This window comes from Tessaracoccus sp. ZS01 (assembly GCF_022342445.1).
GTDB lineage: Bacteria > Actinomycetota > Actinomycetes > Propionibacteriales > Propionibacteriaceae > Arachnia.
On record NZ_PQFE01000004.1, the window covers coordinates 1 to 14,845 of the forward strand.

16 protein-coding genes are annotated in these 14,845 nt (G+C 68.2%); 2 read left to right on the forward strand and 14 right to left on the reverse strand.

Annotated elements, in window-relative coordinates; translation table 11 throughout:
- Window positions 1-281 (forward strand): hypothetical protein (locus tag C3E87_RS06145; protein ID WP_158069053.1); only part of this gene is annotated, 281 nt, incomplete at its 5' end.
- Between the two features lies 1 nt (window position 282).
- Window positions 283-663, forward strand: coding sequence for a phage holin family protein (locus C3E87_RS06150; RefSeq protein ID WP_076060654.1), 381 nt, complete (start codon window positions 283-285; stop codon window positions 661-663).
- 251 nt (window positions 664-914) lie between these two features.
- Here C3E87_RS06150 and rpsQ read toward each other — a convergent pair whose 3' ends face one another.
- The 14 genes from rpsQ to C3E87_RS06220 all read right to left on the reverse strand — a co-directional run bounded on the left by rpsQ (window position 915) and on the right by C3E87_RS06220 (window position 14,759).
- Entirely contained in the window at window positions 915-1,208 is a 294-nt protein-coding gene (rpsQ, locus tag C3E87_RS06155) for a 30S ribosomal protein S17 (RefSeq protein WP_076060656.1), read from the reverse strand.
- A 2-nt stretch (window positions 1,209-1,210) separates the two neighbouring features.
- A complete protein-coding gene (rpmC, locus tag C3E87_RS06160) occupies window positions 1,211-1,441 on the reverse strand; it encodes a 50S ribosomal protein L29 (protein ID WP_076060659.1) in 231 nt (76 codons plus the stop codon).
- A complete protein-coding gene (rplP, locus tag C3E87_RS06165; protein ID WP_076060661.1) occupies window positions 1,441-1,860 on the reverse strand; it encodes a 50S ribosomal protein L16 in 420 nt (139 codons plus the stop codon). Before rplP ends, rpmC begins: the two co-directional genes overlap by 1 nt.
- Before the next feature lie 2 nt (window positions 1,861-1,862).
- The gene (gene rpsC / locus C3E87_RS06170; RefSeq protein WP_076060663.1) at window positions 1,863-2,672 is read right to left on the reverse strand and encodes a 30S ribosomal protein S3; all 810 of its coding nucleotides are present in this window, start codon (window positions 2,670-2,672) and stop codon (window positions 1,863-1,865) included.
- Window positions 2,673-2,675: 3 nt separating this feature from the next.
- Complete coding sequence (rplV, locus tag C3E87_RS06175) at window positions 2,676-3,077, reverse strand: 50S ribosomal protein L22 (RefSeq protein WP_076060665.1); 402 nt, start codon at window positions 3,075-3,077, stop codon at window positions 2,676-2,678.
- Window positions 3,078-3,104: 27 nt separating this feature from the next.
- Window positions 3,105-3,386 carry a 30S ribosomal protein S19 gene (gene rpsS, locus C3E87_RS06180; RefSeq protein ID WP_076060668.1) on the reverse strand — a complete coding sequence of 94 codons (282 nt, stop codon included), beginning with the start codon at window positions 3,384-3,386 and terminating at the stop codon, window positions 3,105-3,107.
- A gap of 18 nt (window positions 3,387-3,404) precedes the next feature.
- On the reverse strand, window positions 3,405-4,241 hold the full coding sequence (gene rplB / locus C3E87_RS06185) for a 50S ribosomal protein L2 (protein ID WP_076060670.1): 837 nt from the start codon (window positions 4,239-4,241) through the stop codon (window positions 3,405-3,407).
- 28 nt (window positions 4,242-4,269) lie between these two features.
- Window positions 4,270-4,581, reverse strand: coding sequence for a 50S ribosomal protein L23 (gene rplW, locus C3E87_RS06190; RefSeq protein WP_182763784.1), 312 nt, complete (start codon window positions 4,579-4,581; stop codon window positions 4,270-4,272).
- Window positions 4,578-5,315 (reverse strand): 50S ribosomal protein L4, encoded by a 738-nt coding sequence (rplD, locus tag C3E87_RS06195; protein ID WP_076060672.1) that lies wholly within the window; start codon window positions 5,313-5,315, stop codon window positions 4,578-4,580. Before rplD ends, rplW begins: the two co-directional genes overlap by 4 nt.
- Window positions 5,312-5,968, reverse strand: a complete 657-nt coding sequence (gene rplC, locus C3E87_RS06200) for a 50S ribosomal protein L3 (RefSeq protein ID WP_076060674.1) — start codon at window positions 5,966-5,968, stop codon at window positions 5,312-5,314. The genes rplD and rplC overlap by 4 nt, the downstream gene beginning before the upstream one ends.
- A gap of 11 nt (window positions 5,969-5,979) precedes the next feature.
- Window positions 5,980-6,291 carry a 30S ribosomal protein S10 gene (gene rpsJ / locus C3E87_RS06205; protein WP_040284687.1) on the reverse strand — a complete coding sequence of 104 codons (312 nt, stop codon included), beginning with the start codon at window positions 6,289-6,291 and terminating at the stop codon, window positions 5,980-5,982.
- A 348-nt stretch (window positions 6,292-6,639) separates the two neighbouring features.
- A complete protein-coding gene (locus C3E87_RS06210; protein WP_076060676.1) occupies window positions 6,640-9,600 on the reverse strand; it encodes a glycoside hydrolase family 2 TIM barrel-domain containing protein in 2,961 nt (986 codons plus the stop codon).
- Window positions 9,601-9,862: 262 nt separating this feature from the next.
- Window positions 9,863-12,436, reverse strand: a complete 2,574-nt coding sequence (locus tag C3E87_RS06215; protein ID WP_076060678.1) for a glycoside hydrolase family 101 beta sandwich domain-containing protein — start codon at window positions 12,434-12,436, stop codon at window positions 9,863-9,865.
- A gap of 34 nt (window positions 12,437-12,470) precedes the next feature.
- Window positions 12,471-14,759, reverse strand: a complete 2,289-nt coding sequence (locus C3E87_RS06220) for a sulfatase-like hydrolase/transferase (RefSeq protein WP_083665446.1) — start codon at window positions 14,757-14,759, stop codon at window positions 12,471-12,473.
- Between the last annotated feature and the right edge of the window lie 86 nt (window positions 14,760-14,845).

Here is a 14,845-nt window from a genome sequence, read left to right on the forward strand (position 1 = left end):
GAGACAGCCCCCAGCCCGTCCCCGACGCCTTCACCGACGCCTTCACCGACGCCGTCGCCGACACCTTCGCCGACACCTTCGGCGCCGCCCTCCCCGCAGCCCACGCCGCTCGCAGCCACGCCGTCGGGATCTGCCACGCAGACCACCCACAGCCCGTTCCCTGCGGCCACCCGCACCCGGCCGGGTCTCCCCTCCACCGGACGCTGACGGATGCGGGCAGATCAGGGGTTGATCAGGGTGCGAACTCCAGACGCGCACCACGCGCCGTGGCAGGCTTGTGACATGCAGTTCATCGGCAGGCTCATCGTCACCGCACTCGCCACCGCCATCGCGGTCTGGCTGGTGCCCGGAATCACGCTGTCTTCCCCCACCCTCACGGACAAGGTGCTCACGCTGCTGGGAGTTGCGATCGTCTTCGGGCTGGTCAACGGCATCGTCGCGCCCCTCGTGAAGGGGCTGGGCACCTGTTTCATCGTGCTGACCCTCGGCCTCGCCCTGCTCGTCATCAACGCGCTCATGCTGATGCTCACCTCGTGGCTGGCGCGCCTCCTCGGCCTGGGATTCCAGGTCGACGGCTTCTGGCCCGCCTTCTGGGGAGCGATCGTGATCGCCATCGTCGGCGCCCTGTTCGGCGGCCTCCTCGGTAGCCGCAACAAGGACTGAACCCGTCCCCCGGCATAGTCCAGCCGGTAAATTCACCGTATCTACCAGCGATAGGGCTGGCGGTCATCAACTCGGCTGTGCAACTCGTCGGGGTGCTCGCCTTCGGCTGGCCGGCCGGCAGCATCTTCCTGCTGCTCTGGACCCAGAACCTGATCATCACGCTGGTGGTGGAAGTTCCCCACCCACTGACCCCGAACACAGCATTGGCCCGCCCCCGTGAGGGGGGCGGGCCAATGTATGCGAACGGTGCCTTACTTGGCGCGCTCGATGATCTCAACCAGACGCCAGCGCTTCTGCGCCGACAACGGGCGGGTCTCCATGACGCGGACGCGGTCGCCGATGCCGGCTTCGTTGTTCTCGTCATGGGCCTTCAGACGGGAGGTCTTGTTCATGACCTTGCCGTACAGCGGGTGCTTCACGCGATCCTCGACGACGACGACGATGGTCTTGTCCATCTTGTCGGAGGCGACGATGCCGGTGAGCACCTTGCGGCGGTTACGGTCCTCGACCACAGGGGTCTCGGAGGGGGTGGTGGAATCAGTCATGGTCACTTCTCCTCAGCGGGCTCGTCCACGATGCCGAGGTTGCGTTCCTGCAGCACGGTGTAGATGCGGGCGATGTCCTTGCGGACGTTACGCAGCCGGCTGCTCGACTCCAGTTGGCCGGTGGCCGCCTGGAACCGAAGACCGAACAGTTCCTCCTTGAGCTCAACTACCTTGGCGTTGAGCTGGTCACGCGACAGACCACGCAGGTCGTGTGCGGCGAGAGACTTACTCATCAGTTGTCACCTGCTTCGCGCTTGATGAAGCGTGCCTTGAAGGGCAGCTTGTGGATGGCCAGACGCATGGCCTCGCGGGCGACATCTTCAGTAACACCAGAGAGTTCGAAGATGACCCGACCGGGCTTGATGTTGGCGATCCACCACTCGGGGGAACCCTTGCCGGAACCCATGCGGGTTTCGGCCGGCTTCTTGGTCAGGGGGCGGTCCGGGTACACATTGATCCAGACCTTACCGCCACGCTTGATGTGACGGGTCATGGCGATACGAGCGGCCTCGATCTGACGGTTGGTCAGGTACGAGGGTTCGAGCGCCTGAATGCCGAAGTCACCGAAGGCGAGCTTGGTGCCGCCCTTGGATGCACCGCTCCGCTTGGGGTGGTGCTGCTTACGGAACTTGACGCGACGAGGAATCAGCATGCTCAGGCTCCTGCGTTCTCAGTTGCGGGCGCAGCCTCAGCCTGGGCTGCGTCGGCGCGACGGCGACCGCCGCGCTCGGGACGGTCACCGCGACCTTCGCCGCGTGCCGGGCGACGGCCCGGACGCTGCTGACGACCAGCGGGGGCGGCCTGACGGGCAGCCTTCTGAGCGGCGCGCTCGGCGCGGGTGCCGGCGACGTCGCCCTTGTAGATCCACACCTTCACGCCGATACGGCCGAACTGGGTGCGGGCCTCGTAGAAGCCGTAGTCGATGTCGGCGCGGAGGGTGTGCAGCGGCACCTGGCCGTCGCGGTAACCCTCGGAGCGGGACATTTCAGCGCCACCGAGACGACCGGAGCACTTGATGCGGATACCCTTGGCGCCCGCACGCATGGCGGTCTGCTGGGCACGACGCATGGCGCGACGGAAGGCGACACGGGCGCCGAGCTGTTCGGCGACACCCTGGGCGACGAGCTGCGCATCGATCTCGGGGTTCTTGACCTCGAGGATGTTCAGCTGGATCTGCTTGCCGGTCATCTTCTCGAGCTCAGCGCGCGTCTTCTCCGCCTCGGCGCCGTTACGGCCGATGACGATGCCCGGACGGGCGGCGTGCAGGAAGATGGTCACTCGCTCCGAACGACGCTCGATCTCGATCGACGAGATGCCGGCGCGCTCGAGGTTCTTCGTCAGGAACTCACGGATCTTGACATCCTCGCCCACGAGCTCCGCGTACTGCTTGTCGCTGTACCAACGGGTCTTGTGGTCGGTGGTGATGCCCAGGCGGAAGCCATGCGGGTTGATCTTCTGGCCCATGACTCAGGCTCCCTTCGTCTCGCGGGGTTCGACAACCACGGTGATATGCGATCCACGCTTGAGGATGCGGCTGGCCGAACCCTTGGCGCGGGGGCGGATCCGCCGGAGGGTGACGCCCTCGTCGACGAATGCTTTGGAGATGTACAGGTCGTCAGACCGCAGGGCCTCAGCCGACTCCGCGTTGGCCACGGCCGAAGCCACAACCTTGAAGACCGGCTCGGAAGCGGCCTGCGGGGCGAACTTGAGGGCGACGAGAGCGTCCTTGACGTCCATGCCGCGTACCAGGTTGACGACGCGACGGACCTTCGTGGGGCTCATCCGGACGTGCCGCGCGATGGCGAACGAGCCAGGACGATCCCCGAGCAGGTTCTCGCGACGACGGCTGTTGCCGTTTTCGTTGCTCATTGTTGAATCAATTCCTTATCTCGCGCCTCAGCGGCGACGGGCCTTCTTGTCGTCCTTCACGTGACCCCTGAAGGTACGCGTCGGAGCGAACTCGCCCAGCTTGTGACCGATCATGGACTCGGTGACGAACACCGGGACGTGCTTACGGCCGTCGTGCACCGCGATGGTGTGCCCGAGCATGTCGGGAATGATCATCGAACGGCGCGACCAGGTCTTGATGACGTTCTTGGTGCCCTTTTCGTTCTGAACGTCCACCTTCTTCTGCAGGTGGTCGTCGACGAAGGGGCCCTTCTTCAGGCTGCGTGGCATATTTCTTCAGGCTCCCTATCAGCGCTTCTTACCGGTCTTGCGACGGCGGACGATCAGGCGGTTGCTCGCCTTCTTCTTGCTGCGGGTGCGGCCTTCAGGCTTGCCCCACGGCGAAACCGGGTGACGGCCACCGGACGTGCGGCCTTCGCCGCCACCGTGCGGGTGGTCGTGCGGGTTCATGACAACACCGCGGACGGTCGGGCGGACGCCCTTCCAACGCTTGCGGCCTGCCTTGCCCCAGTCGATGTTGGACTGCTCGGCGTTGCCGACCGCGCCGATGGTGGCGCGGCAGCGGACATCGACCATGCGCATTTCACCCGACGGCATACGCAGCGTGGCGTACTTGCCTTCACGGGCGACCAACTGGATGGCGGAACCGGCGGAACGGCCCAGCTTGGCGCCACCACCCGGACGCATCTCCACCGCGTGCACCGTGGTGCCGACGGGGATCTGACGCAGTTCCAGGTTGTTGCCCGGCTTGATGTCGGAGCCATCACCAGCGGAGATGACGACGCCCTGCTTGAGGCCGGCCGGCGCGATGATGTAGCGCTTCTCGCCGTCGGCGTAGTGCAGCAGCGCGATGCGAGCGGTGCGGTTGGGGTCGTACTCGATGTGAGCGACCTTGGCCGGCACGCCGTCCTTGTCGTAGCGCTTGAAGTCGATCAGGCGGTAGGCCTGCTTGTGTCCACCACCGATGTGACGGGTGGTGATACGACCGGAGTTGTTACGACCACCGGTCTTCGGCTTGGCGACGAGGAGCGACTTCTCCGGCGTGGAGCGGGTGAGCTCGACGAAATCGGACACACTCGAGCCGCGACGGCCCGGCGTAGTCGGCTTGTATTTACGGATACCCATGAAGTTTCTGTTCCTTCTCTAGTTCCGGTCAGCCAACCGGCCCGGCGAAGATGTCGATGCTCTGACCCTCGGCAACGGTGACGATCGCGCGCTTGGTGTCGGCGAGCTTTCCGGTGCCGTAGCGGGTGCGGCGACGCTTGCCCTGACGGTTGAGGGTGTTCACGGACACGACCTTGACACCGAAGATGGCCTCAATGGCGATCTTGATCTCGGTCTTGTTCGCGTCGGGCGAGACGACAAAGGTGTACTTGCCGTCGTCGAGCAGGTTGTAGCTCTTCTCGCTCACCACAGGACGCAGGATGACGTCGCGGTGATCGCGGATCTTCAGCGCTGTCGTCACTTGTCCTTCTCCTCAGTGTTGTCGGCCTTCTTGGCCTTCTTCGCCTTGGGCGCCTCTTCGACAGCGGCTTCCTCAGCGACGGGCTCTGCCACCGCGTAGTCCTCGTTCTTGTCCGCGACGAACGCGGCAAGGGCTGCGGAGGTGAACACGATCTTGTCGTTGGCCAGCACGTCGTAGGTGTTGAGCTGGTCAACCGCGATCAGGTGCAGCGACGGGACGTTGCGCAGGCTCAGCCAGGCGTTGTCCTCGAAGCGGTCCAGGACGACGAGCGCCTTGCGGATGTCGCCGGCCACCTTGGTGAGTCCTGCGAGTGCCACCTTCGTCGACGGCTTGTCGCCGGCGATCTCGGAGATGACGTAGACCTCGCCGTCACGGGCGCGATCCGACAGGGCGCCACGGAGGGCGGCCGCAATCATCTTCTTGTTGGTGCGCTGGGCGTAGCTGCGCGGCGTGGGGCCGTGGACAACGCCACCGCCGGTCCAGATCGGGGAGCGACGCGAGCCGTGGCGGGCACGACCGGTGCCCTTCTGACGCCAGGGCTTTGCGCCACCGCCGCGAACCTCGCCGCGGGTCTTGGTGTCGTGCGTGCCCTGACGGGCCGCGGCCAGCTGGGCCACGACGACCTGGTGGATCAGGGGGATGTTGGTGTTCGCGTCGAACAGCGCGGCGGGGAGGTCGGCCTTACCGGCCTTCTTGCCCTTGGCGTCCATGACGTCGATGGTCAGATCGCTCATGCTGCGTCACCCTTCCTAGCTGCGGTGCGGACGACGACGAGGGACCCGTTGTTACCGGGGATGGCGCCGCGCACGATGAGCAGGCCACGTTCCGCGTCGACGGCGTGGATCTTCAGGTTCTGCACGGTCACCTTGGCGTTGCCCATGCGGCCCATCATGCGGGTGCCCTTGAAGACACGACCGGGGGTGGCGCAGCCACCGATGGAACCGGGGGCACGGTGCTTGCGGTGCACACCGTGAGAGGCCTTGAGGCCGGAGAAGCCGTGGCGCTTCATGACGCCCGCGGTGCCCTTGCCCTTGGTGGTGCCGGTGACATCGATGAACTCGCCGTCGGCGAAGAGTTCAGCGGTCAGTTCCTGACCGAGCTCGAACTCCGACGCGTCGGCGGTGCGGATCTCCAGCAGATGCTTGCGGGGCGTCACATCAGCCTTGGCGAAGTGGCCAGCGGCAGGCTTGGTCACGTGCTTGGCCTTGATGGCGCCGAAGCCGAGCTGCACGGCGTTGTAGCCGTCAACCTCGGGGGTGCGAACCTGGGTCACGACGCAAGGGCCGGCCTGGATCACGGTCACGGGGACGACCTTGTTGTTCTCGTCCCACAGCTGGGTCATGCCGAGCTTGGTGCCCAGGATGCCCTTCACGATTCGTTCACTCATTTCAGCAGACCTCACGGAAGCTTGATCTCGATATCGACACCCGCAGGCAGGTCAAGACGCATCAGCGAATCGACTGTCTTCGGCGTGGGATCGAGGATGTCGATCAGACGCTTATGCGTGCGCATTTCGAAATGCTCACGGCTGTCCTTGTACTTGTGGGGCGAACGGATGACGCAGTACACGTTCTTCTCCGTCGGCAGCGGCACCGGGCCGGCCACCTTCGCACCCGTGCGAGTCACGGTGTCGACGATCTTGCGCGCCGAGCTGTCGATGACCTCATGGTCATACGCCCGCAGCCTGATGCGGATCTTTTGTCCAGCCACAGTCGTTCCTAACTTCTCTTGCCCTTTGGAAATTTCAAGTTCCTGCGGGGTAAAACCCCTTGTCGCCCCGTACCACGCGGTCGGGAGTGTCGGTCATTTGGTCTCAACCCAAGCGGCCCTCCCAGGAGGGTGAACCTCTGTGATTTGCGCCGCCCGGACCCAGTGATGGATCCAGCTGCCCGACCCCGTTCCAGAGATGTCCCGCAGCGTAGACACGCCACCGAACTCCTCGCGGAGCAACCTGACTATTTAAGCACGCCTCTGGGACAGGTCCAAATCGGGGTGTCCGAAGCGCTCCGGGTCTGCGCGGGGCGTTCCCCGCACAGACCCGGTGTCGCCCCTTGAGCGTCAGAGGTGGAAGCGCAGCGCCCACTGGGCGGCGCGCGGTCGCAACTGGTACTCGGGCCGGACGTCGGGCCCGCAGGACCGTCCGCCCAGGCCCTGCTGCTGCACGTCCAGGTACAGATGGGTACCCGACGACGGGGGCAGCTCGTGGGGATGCGTGGCGGCCGTGACCTGGTGGACGTCGTGCGCCCGCAGGGTGAAGCCGGGCAGTTCGCCGGCCACCGGCTCCGCGGAGACGGCCATTCCCAACTCTGGCAGCGTCAGTTCCCTCAGCTCGCTGCGGTGACCGCTCTCCTGCGGGACGGCGTAGTCGACGACGAGGTCCTCGATCGCCGAGTCGAACCGGCCCACGTGGGCGGCCGCACGGGAATCGGCATAGTTCTCCGCCGGACCGGTGCCGAACCACTCGGCACGCTGCAGCCCCTCGGGAAGGGTGAAGTGCAGGCCCACGCGGGGCCAGCCGCCCGTCCAGCCCGCAGAGGGCAGGGCGGAGGCGTCCAACCGGAGGCCCTCCGCGTCCAGCGTCCACACCAGCTCGACGGTGACCGCCCGTTGCGTGGCGGCCGGGGCGTAGCGGTGCAGCATGGTCACGGACCCGGGCGCGGTACGCACGGAGACCACGCGGCGCTCCAACCTGTCCAGGCCTGCGGCGCGCCACTGCTTCTCCCATGCGGGCCCGTCCGTGACGCCATGGCGGGCGACGGCGGGCTCCTCCTCCGCGTAGGAGTGGAAGCCGTCCAGCCGGTCGTTCTCTGTGGGGGCGCGCCACAGTTCGAGGCGGGGACCCGCCACGACGCGGCCACCGATGGACAGGAGGTCCCCGGTACGCGCGTCGAAGCGCCCCGGGCCCAGCGTCAGCACGCCGTCCTCCTCCGAGGGGAGATCTGCCGAGACGAGCGGGCGCAGGGTGGCCGGCGCGTCGGCGAGCAGGACCTGGCCGCGGCTCACCACGTGGCCCTCCCCCGCCCACCCGTTGTCGCCGACCAGCACGGCCTCGACGGTGCGCCAGAGTTCACCGTCGCGGGGCTCGAAGCCGGGCAACGAGACGACCGCGAGGGCGCCGGGGGCGAGCGCGTCGACCTTCAGCTCGCCGGAGCCGATCTGGCGCCCGTCCAGTTCATCGCGCCAGACGAAGCGCAGGTCCGCGGTGTCGCCGTCGTGGCGGCGGTTCTCGATCAGCACCTCGCCCGCGGTGACGTGCAGCTTGATGGGCGTGATGACGGCCGCGTACTCGGCGAGCATCGGGCTGGGGGTGCCGTCCGAGAGCAGCATGCCGTCGGTCACGAACGAACCGTCATGGAGGGGTTCGCCGAAGTCGCCGCCGTAGCCGAAGAACTCCTGCCCGTCAGCGGTGCGGGTGCGCAGACCGTGGTCGCGCCACTCCCAGACGAAGCCACCGTGCCACTGCGGGAGCGTGTCGAACAGCTCCTCATAATCTGCCAGCCCGCCTGCCCCGTTGCCCATGGCGTGGGCGTACTCACACAGGATCATGGGCCTCCCGGCGAGCACCGCGGCGCGCCCCGGCGAGCCGAACCTGTTGCGCCCCAGGCCCGCGGACAGGTCCTCCATCTCCTCGAGCGACGGGTACATCCGGGAGACGACATCGGTGTAGCGGCCCTCGAAGTCGGGCTCGTAGTGCACGGGGCGCTCGGGATCCCGACGGTGCAGCCACGACGCCATCGCCGCGGCGTTCTGGCCGGTCCAGGACTCGTTGCCCAACGACCAGGCGATGATCGACGGGTGGTTCTTGTCGCGCTCGAAGAACCGCTCGATGCGGTCGAGGAGGGCGGCGCGCCACCGTGGGTCGTCGGTGGGGTTGTCGACCCAGCCGTCCAGCTCGAACCCGTGGGTCTCCAGGTCGTTCTCCGCGATCACCCACAGGCCGATCTCGTCGGCGAGGTCCAGGAGCCGCGGGTGCGGTGGGTAGTGCGCGGTGCGCAGCGCGTTGATGTTGTGCCTCTTCATGAGGCGGAACTGCTCGCGTACGACGTCCTCGTCGAAGACGCGGCCGTGGTCCGGGTCGTAGTCGTGGCGGTTGACGCCGCGCAGCCGGAGCTTGCGGCCGTTGACGCGCCACTCGTGCCCGACGATCTCGATGCGGCGGAAGCCGACGCGGAGGCTGCGGGTTTCGGCGTCGTTGGTGACCTCGGCGTCGTACAGCGTGGGGCGGTCGGCGCTCCAGGGGGACACCTCCCCCACCTCGATGACGGCCACGTCCCGGGCCGAGGCGAAGGTGGCCTCCACCCCCAGCGCCGCGACGCGCACGGTGATCGGGTAGGCCGCGTCGGCGGCCCGCAGCTCTGGGAGGAGGCGGCCATGCCCGGTGGCGGGGTCGAAGTCGGCCCGGAGCCACACGTCGTCGATCCCCGCCGCGGGACGCCCCAGCACGGTGACCGGGCGGAAGATGCCCGGCAGCCACCACTGGTCCTGGTCCTCCAGGTAACTGGCGGCCGACCACTGGTGCACGCGGACGTGCAGCACGTTGACGCCGGGCCGGGCCTGTTCCGTGACGTCGAGTTCCTGGGTCAGGCGGCTGCCGCGCACGACGCCAACCTCGGCCCCGTTCAGCGACACGATCGCCAGCGACTCGACGCCGTCGAAGCGGAGGTGGACCCGTTCGCCGAAGCCCTCCTCGAGCTCGAACGTGGTGCGGTAGTCGCCGGTGGGGTTCTCGTCGGGCACGAACGGCGGGTCCACCGGGAAGGGGTAGTTGATGTTCGTGTACGCCGGCCTGCCCCACTCCTCACGCCCCTGCAGCACCCAGTGCGAGGGCACCGCGATGCTGTCCCAGCCCGAGTCGTCGAAGTCGACTGCCGCTGCCCCCTCCGGCGCCAGGTCCGGGAGGGCGGCGAAGTGGAACCTCCACGTGCCGCTGAGGTCGCGCTCAGCCGCCGTCGACGCGATGCGCGCGCGCGGCTGGACGCGCTCGCCTGATCCGGGGGAATACGACGTGATCTCGGACATGCAGGACCTCTCGGTGCCGGGTTGGAGGGGACAGCCCACCCTAGTGCCCGGGTCGGGAAGCGCCAGTGGACACCCGAGGGCGTGGGCAAATGCTCAGCGTGTGGGCTCACTTCGTGAGGCGCGAGCAGACACGCCCAGCGGAGGACTCCGGCGATCCTGGCAGGGCCCGATTTCAGTGCTGGATGTGGCGCCGAGGACGGCAACAAACCCAGCAGTGAAGCAAGCTCATGCCGCACGCGGGCGCGCCCGGCTCAGGTGAGGATCAGCCGCGCTTCTCGGGACCTCCGAACATCACGATGTTGTTGAAGACCCACTCGTTGCGCTGCGAGAAGGTGTACCCACCCGCAGGCTTCGCAGTGGCGGCGTACACCGTCGTCATGGTGTAGGAGCGGCACGCGCCCCTACCCGTCGCCGCGGTGTCGCACTCGGTTCGCCACTGCCGGCCGGCCGACGTGAACACGCCGTCGTTCGTGGAGCCCGCGTCGCCCAGCGGGTTGCCCTTCCATGCCGCCCGCGTCATGTACGGCAGGTAGGTGAGGTTGTTGAAGGCCCAGCCGCTCTCGCGTACGAACGCGCCGTTCTCGACCTTGACCACCGTGGCCCAGATGTCGGTGCGGCACCGCTCCGTCTGCGAATACGGTTCGCACACGGTGTTCCAGTCGCGGCCGTTGATCCCCTTGTGCAGCCCGGCCAGGGTGTAGGGCGCGGTCCGCACGAACTTTGCGGGGGCCGTCACCGTGGGCGTGGGCTCAGGCGACGGGCTGGTGGGCGGCGTCGGGCTGACCTTCGGCGCCACGGTGATGCTGAAGCTGGCCGTGGCCGTGAGCCCTGCGGCGTCGCGCGCCGTGACGGTCACCTTGTATGTGCCGGCCGTCGTCGGGGTGCCGGAGATGACCCCGTTGGAGGGAGCCATGGCCAGGCCCGAGGGCAGGCCCTGCGCCGCATACGTGAGCGGTCCGCCCTCGGGGTCCGTGGTCCGCACCGTGATGGTCACGGCCGTGCCCACCTTCGCCGCCGTGTTCGCGACGGTGAAGGCGGCCGGGGGCAGGCTCTCGCCCGAAGGCGCCTCGGCGGCCGGGAACAGCACGTAGGCGGTGGCGGGCTGCGCCACGATCGTGACCTGTCCGTCGGTGGGCGTCACGGTGCCCACCTTCGCGCGACCCTCGTCCGTCAGCCTGAACAGGGTCAGGGAGGGTTGGTTGAGCCACGCATCCGTCAGCTGCCAGGTGGTGGTACCACCGGCGGGGTTGTAGTGGTAGAGCCGGTCCGGGCCAACGTCGGTCCACTCCCGGCCGCCGTCGCGCCAGGGCAGCAGGTAGGCACCGTCCTTTGCGACGGTGGCGCCGTCGAAGCGCACCCCGGTGGCGGTGGCGACAGTGCCGTTGGCGAACGTGGCCTCGGCGCCGGTGTGCTTGGTGAGGCCTGAGCGCTGCAGGAACTTGGCCGGGAGGTTGGTCTCCCACACCGCCGTCGCGAACCCCGCGTCGCCCTCGGCCACCTCCACGGCCGCGCCCAGGATCGGATCGTCGTCCCAGCCGTCGCGCAGACCGTTGGCCACGAAGCGGATGATGTCGGAGTCCCTGCCCGGGTTGACGGTGGGATGGGTGGCGACCACCCAGCCCTGCTCCTGGAGGGCGGCGTTCAGCACCTGCGCAGCGGGGGTGTCGAGCGCCTCGTCGAAGTAGAGCGTGTCCAGGTTGAGCGGGCCCGAGTCCCACAGTTCCTGGTAGCCGGCCGCGAGCCCGGGGGCGGGGGTCGCCGCGCTGACGTCGTAGCCGAAGGTGGTGTTCAGCCCCACACCCTCATCGGAGAGGGCGGTGAGGTCATCCGTGGTGGCGGGATCCGGCGCCGCGACCCCGGTCAGCACGACGCGCTGGCCGAGGTTCTCGGTGGCGGCCGAGAGCTGCCGGGTGGCTGCGAGGATGTCGGCGGCGGCGCCGGACGGGGCGCGGACGATGACCTCATCGGCCACCTCCTCCGCACCGTTGCCGAAGTCCAGCAACCCTCGGGCGGTGACGCCCGCATCCTGCCAGTCGACGGCGCCGTCACCGTTGGCGTCCCTGGCGAGCTCCACCTCGACGTAGGGGTCTGCGCCCTGACCGATGCCGGACCAGGTGCCGGCCCACAGCGACCCCAGCGGCTGGGTGTCGCCGGAGCGGATCTGGCGTTGCCAGCGGCTGTTGGCATCAGCGCCGGTGGCGTTGGTCCCGAAGGCGGCCGCCAGGTTCGACTCGTGCGCCAGCGCGAGCCACGAGCCCGCTATGGCCCCAGGAGCCGCGACGGTCAGCTTCTCGTAGGTGTCTCCGCCGGCCTGGCCCGCCACCGCCACGCGTGCGGTGGTCAACTGGGCGGCCGGGTCCGAGCCGTCGAGCGTCACCAGGTCGTGGTTGGGGATGCGGAGGCTCTTGACCACGGCCCCGGGATCTTCCAGGTCCGTGAGCGTGAACCGCAGCCTCTGGCCCGAAATCTCCGCCACCACCGTCAGCGAGACGCCGGTCAGGTTGGGGAAGGACAGCGCATAGGACGCGCTCCTCCTGTCGTGCGCCACGACGGGGTCCGCGACGCTCACGGGCTGGCCGGTGCCGTTGACCTCGACGGTCGTGAGCGCCGTTCCGAGGCGGCCGGCCAACTGGTCGTCGCCGAGGCGGTAGTCCACCACCTGGGGGAAATCGGGGTGCAGGCGGACCTTGAAGTCGTAGTCCTGCAGTTCGATGGCGCCGGCGGGTACCACCACGGCCGGGTCGCCGGAGGCGAACTGGCCGGTGAGCGTCATGCCGCCCACGGCGAGCGCCGCGACGGTGATCATGGAGGCGATTCGGTGCTTCTTCAAGAACATGTCGATCTCAATCCTTCTCAAAATCTTCGGGCGCTCAGCGCCAGAACTCGATCTCGCGCACCACGAAGTGCTGGCCGCTGGCCTCGTAGGTGCCGGGCGTCTCGAGCCGGACGTGGGTGGCCGTCCCGGGCGCGAATGTGATCGCGTTCCACGTCGGCCCCGCGCTTCCGCCGATCGCGTACTCATGGGTGGCCACGGTGGTCCAGTTGACGCCGTCCTCGGAGACCTTCACGTCCAGCGACCTGGGACGCTCCGTGTCGCTGCGGAGCAGGAACCGCACCTGCGCCACCGTGACGGCGGCCGGCGCCTGGGCCTGGATCCAGTGGGGCGGCGCCGCGTGCGACGGCGTCCACTGGCTGTGCCAGAAAGTGTCGGTGTTGCCGTCGAAGGCGTGCTCCGGGCGCCCACCCCGGCCGTTCCCGGAGAGGTCGGTGGACGAACTCGCCGTGAAGGTCCAGCCTGTGGTGGGGACCCGCACCGGGTTCTCCAGCGGCGGGGCAGAGGCCACGGCGGTGGCCGTCGCCGTGGCCGTCGCCACCTCCCGGTGGCCGACGAGGAACTTCGCCGAGGCGGTCAGTGGCTGCGCGCCGGAGGCCGCCGCAGGGACCGTGACCTGGAAGACGAACTCCCGGCTGCCACCCGGACGGATCGCCGCCCGACTGCGTCGCGGCGCCCGCACCGTCCAGCCCGCCGGTGCCTCCAGGTGCAGGTCGACGCGCGTGTACGGCTTGTCACCGTGGTTGTCGAAGCGCACCACCACCTGCGCCGTCTCGCCCGGCGGGAGATACGCGGGCGGCTCGATGACGAGGCCGCTGACGCTCCACTTCTCCCGGGGGACGGTGGGCTCTGTCCACTCCTGCTTCATCAGGGCGAGCATGGAGACCGCGAGTGACGGGTTCTGGGCAGCGACGTTGACGTCTTCACCCAGGTCGGTGGCCAGGTTGTACAGGCGGAAGTCCCACAGATCGTCCGCGACCGTGCGGTCCTTGGCGGGCGCGAAGCGGATCGCTTTCCAGTTGCCGCGCCGTACCGCTTCGGCTGCACGGGTGGTGGAGCCCCCCTCTGCCTCGTTGGCGCGCGCGGTGGCATAGGGCTCCACCCGCCACCAGTACAGGGGCCGCTCCTGGAGCGGAACCTCGTACTCGTTGCTGCTCGGCGTGGAGGCGTCGAACGTGCTGCGGATGGAGCCACCGTCGATGAACGGGGGAACCGGGGCGCCGGAGAGGTCGGCGAGCGTCGGCAGGATGTCCCAGAACGCCAAGGGCTGGGAGACCTCGGTGCCGGCGTTGCTGCCCATGTAGCCGGGCGCCCAGATGATGGCCGGTGTGCGGATGCCGCCCTCGTGGAGGTTGCGCTTGTAGCCGCGCAGCGGCCCGTTCTCGTCGAAGAAATCGGGGTTGAGTGGGATGCCGGCGTGTGAGGCCTCCTCGTGGGGGCCGTTGTCGGAGAGGAAGAGCACGATGGTGTCGTCGGCGATGCCGTGCTGCTCGAGTTTCGCGACGAGCTGGCCGACGTGACCGTCCAGGCGGGTGATCTGGGCGGCGTGGGCCTTCTCGCCCTCGCCCCACGGTTCGTTCGCGTAGGGCCCGTAGTCCGGCACGTGCTGCGGGGAATGGGGGATGTTCGTGGACACCAGCACCATGAAGGGGTTGTCCTTGTTGGCGTCGATGAAGTCGAGCGTCCGCTCGATCACGAGATCCGGTGCGTAGGCACCGTTGGCGCCGTTGTGGTTCTCGGGGATCTCGACCCTGGTCTGGTTGTGCCAGAGGTAGGTCGGGTAGTACTGGTGCGCGTGGATGTGGGTCAGGTAGCCGAAGAACTCGTCGAAGCCCTGCTGGTTCGGGTGGCTGTAGTGGCCCGGCGCATCCGGGGAGAAGCCCCATTTGCCGAACAGCGCGGTGGCGTACCCCTGCGCTTGGAGGAGGTGGCCGAAGGTGACCTCGTCCGGCAGGAACGGGTCGTCCACCGAGGTGGTGGGGTTCTGGCGGACGGTCGCGTGGCCCGTGTGCATGCCCGTCAGCAGCGTGCAGCGCGACGGCGCACAGACGGCGGCGCCGGCGTAGAAGTCGGTGTAGCGCACGCCTTCGGCCGCCAGCTTGTCGAGGACGGGGGTCTTGATCTGTTGTTGCCCGTATGAGCCGAGGGTCCCGTAACCCAGGTCGTCGGCGAGCACGAGTACCACGTTGGGCGACCTGCGTCCGGATGACGCCGCCTGGGCGCTCGTCGTCCTCCAGGCTGCGCCTGCGAAAGCCGCGGCGCCCATGGCGCCGCCTCCTGCCACCAGGAATGCCCTCCTGTTGAACGGGGCTGTGTGACCCTGCATCGATCCTCCTCGATCCGACTGCGCAAACTCGGGCCATCAAAGCACCGGGATCCGGGCCTGCTCCGCGAACGGGACCCAAGTGCGCA